The organism is Mesorhizobium sp. M7A.F.Ca.CA.002.05.1.1 (assembly GCF_003998335.1).
Taxonomy (GTDB): Bacteria; Pseudomonadota; Alphaproteobacteria; order Rhizobiales; family Rhizobiaceae; genus Mesorhizobium.
The window spans coordinates 1-2,782 of record NZ_RZQI01000793.1 but is presented as its reverse complement, the minus strand read 5'-3'; the positions used below and the strand labels follow the sequence as shown (position 1 = coordinate 2,782).

4 protein-coding genes are annotated in these 2,782 nt (G+C 63.4%); 1 reads left to right on the top strand and 3 read right to left on the bottom strand.

Annotation, left to right across the window (positions count from 1 at the left end; translation table 11 throughout):
• The 3 genes from EN939_RS28530 to EN939_RS28520 form a co-directional block, all read right to left on the bottom strand.
• Window positions 1–613, bottom strand: a 613-nt coding sequence (locus EN939_RS28530; protein WP_164751291.1) for an NAD(P)/FAD-dependent oxidoreductase, incomplete at its 3' end; no start/stop codon positions are given.
• Window positions 610–924: a MocE family 2Fe-2S type ferredoxin gene (locus EN939_RS28525; protein WP_027161041.1), complete on the bottom strand. Its 315-nt coding sequence runs from the start codon at window positions 922–924 to the stop codon at window positions 610–612. The genes EN939_RS28530 and EN939_RS28525, both read right to left, overlap by 4 nt.
• A gap of 97 nt (window positions 925–1,021) precedes the next feature.
• The gene (locus EN939_RS28520; RefSeq protein WP_127270622.1) at window positions 1,022–2,113 is read right to left on the bottom strand and encodes a fatty acid desaturase family protein; all 1,092 of its coding nucleotides are present in this window, start codon (window positions 2,111–2,113) and stop codon (window positions 1,022–1,024) included.
• A gap of 169 nt (window positions 2,114–2,282) precedes the next feature.
• On the opposite strand from EN939_RS28520, the gene EN939_RS28515 reads away from it, so the two are divergent.
• Window positions 2,283–2,782: LacI family DNA-binding transcriptional regulator (locus EN939_RS28515; RefSeq protein ID WP_164751290.1), on the top strand; the 500-nt coding region annotated here is incomplete at its 3' end.

Below are 2,782 nucleotides of genomic sequence, written 5' to 3'. Positions count from 1 at the left end.
GGATATCGACGCCCTCGGCGACATGCGTATCATGGATGATTTCGGCGATCTCCGCCGGCACGCCGCGCATCAGGATGCGCGGCTGCGCCTCGATGACGGTGACATCAGCGCCGAGCTTGCGGGCCGCGGCCGCGAGTTCGAGACCGATGAAACCGCCGCCGATGATGGCGATCCGGTTGCCGGGGGTGAGGTGCGCGCGAATCGCGAGCGCGTCGGCGAAGGTCCTGAGATAGACGCAGTGCGCGCCAAGGCCGGGCATCGGCAGCTTGCGCGGCGTCGAACCCGTTGCCAGCAGGAGCTTGTCGTAAGGCAGGACCGATCCGTCCGACAGACGCACCGCATGCGCCGCGCGATCGATCGTCACGGCCTGGACGGAATGGACATGCCGGATCGATTTCTCGGCCAGAATTGCGTCGCTGGCGATCGCCTTGATCTCGGGCGCATCGCTGGCCATCGCCTCCTTGGACAGAGGCGGGCGCTCATAGGGCAGATGCGGCTCGTCGCCGACCAGCGTCACCGGCCCCTGATAATCGAGGTCGCGCAGCGCCAGTGCCGCGCGCCCACCGCATTCGCCGGCGCCGATGATGACCATTCCCCCCGCCATGTCGGTCATCCGATCTGAATCAGGACTTTGCCGGCGTCGACCTTGACCGGATAGGTCTTCAGGTTGACGCAGACCGGCGCGCCGCGGGCGTCACCCGTCTTGTAGTTGAAGCGGCCATTGTGCTTGGGGCATTCGATGATGTCATCCATCACCAGCCCGTCGGCCAGGTGCACCTTTTCATGCGTGCACAGGCCGTCGGTGGCGAAGAACTCGTCGTCGGGGCTGCGATAGATGGCGAAGGTGCGGCCGCCATGGTCGAAGCGCATCACATCCTCCTCGTCTATGTCGCCGGTGGCGCAGGCCTCGACCCAGTCGCTCATTCAAGTCCTCCCCAAAAGCAAATCCAGGAAAATTGCGCAGCGGTTTTCCGCCCGGAATTGCGTTAAAACAAACAGTCTAGATCGGATAGAAGCACGATCATTCCGCCGCGGCGGCGATAGTGTCGTTGTGGAATTCTTCGCGATATGGCCGTGCGGTCGGCGGCAGCTCGCGCTTGAGGAAATAGTCCTCGTTGCGCAGCTGGCGCAGGAAGACCGGGATCATCTCGCGATAGCCGGCCAGGATCGACGGTGTCGGCTCCGGCAGATCGTGCTTGATCAGTTCGTGCAGCCTCGGCAGCGCATGGTACGGCACCATCGGGAACATGTGATGCTCGACATGGTAGTTCATGTTCCAGTAGATGAAGCGGCTGATCGGGTTCATGTAGACGGTGCGGCTGTTCAGCCTGTGGTCGGTGACATTGTCGGCCAGGCCGCCATGCTGCAGCAACCCGACCATGACGTGATGCCAGGCGCCGTAGAGCCTGGGCAGGCCGACCAGCATCAGCGGCAGGAACGAACCGGTATAGAGCGCCAGCCCTACGGTGGCGGCATAGATCGCCGTCCAGATGCGGGCGACGCGGATCGCTTTGGGCTGTTCCTGTTCGGGAATGAAGGTCTTTTCGGCGGCGCTGACGGTGCCGGCGGCGTTGCGCAGCATGTCTGACATCGCATGCCAGGCGTCGAGCACGCCAGCGAAGCCCAGCATGGCGCGAACCAAATCAGGCGGCCGCATGACCGAGATTTCCGGGTCGCGGCCGACGATGACGGTGTCGGTGTGGTGGCGGGTGTGGCTCCAGCGCCAGGTCACCGGATTGCGCATGATCATGAAGCAGGCGATCTGATAGACCGCATCGTTCATCCACTGCGTCCGGAAGGCGGTGCCATGACCGCATTCGTGCCAGCGTGAATCCGTCGAGGAGCCGTAGAGCACGCCATAGACGAAGAAGAACGGCACGCACCACCAACTGCCCCAGAACCAGGCACCGCCGGCGCCGCTGACGATCAGCGCGGCGAACCAGATTGCCGTATCGCGGATCGCGGGCCCGTCGGAGCGCTGCATCAGCTCCTTCATCTGCTTGCGCGGCACGTCGGTGTGATACCACTCGGCCGCCGATAGGCCGGTCTCGACGGCGAGCTTGGCGTCGCGGCCGATCAGGCTGTAGTCACGCCGGGACGGCGCAGTGGACATGATTGCCTCCCTCGGCAAAGGCATCCGCCAGAGCGAATGTCCTGAAATCCTTTGGTTTCGAGCGTCAAAGTAACGCCGACCGATGATGGACTCAACATCACAAAGATAGTTTCTATCATTTCCCATCAGGATGATGTACGAAGGCTCAAGCAAACCCGACGAGGCAAGCATGGTGAAGCGGCCGACAATATCAGATCTGGCGCGCATCTCGGGCGTCAGTGTCGCCACCGTCGACCGTGTGCTGAACAACCGGCTGCCGGTGCGCGAAGAGACAGCGCGCCGCGTCTACGAGACCGCTACCGATATCGGCTACCACGCCGCCGGCCTTATCAAGCAGCGCATGCGCCAGGAATTGCCGGAGTACCGGCTGGGCTTCCTGCTGCTGCGGGGCAATGATGCCTTCTACGGCGACTTCGCGCGGGAACTCGAACTGGCCATCTCGCGATCGCAGCGCTTCCGCGGCGTTGCGACCATCGATTTCGCCAGTTCCCTGGCTCCCGACGAGATCGCCTCGCAGATGCGCAGGCTGGCGGCGAAATCGAGGGCCATCGCCGTTGTCGGTCCGGACCATCCGACCCTGACAGCGGTCGTGGAAACCTTGAAGGCGAGAGGGCAGCCGGTCTTTTCGGTGCTGTCCGACTTTGCCGCCGGCATCCGGGAGGGCTATAT

Coding starts and splice junctions, on each gene's coding strand:
- EN939_RS28525 (WP_027161041.1), bottom strand. CDS start 924: ATGAGCGACTGGGTCGAGGCCTGCGCCACCGGCGACATAGACGAGGAG.
- EN939_RS28520 (WP_127270622.1), bottom strand. CDS start 2,113: ATGTCCACTGCGCCGTCCCGGCGTGACTACAGCCTGATCGGCCGCGAC.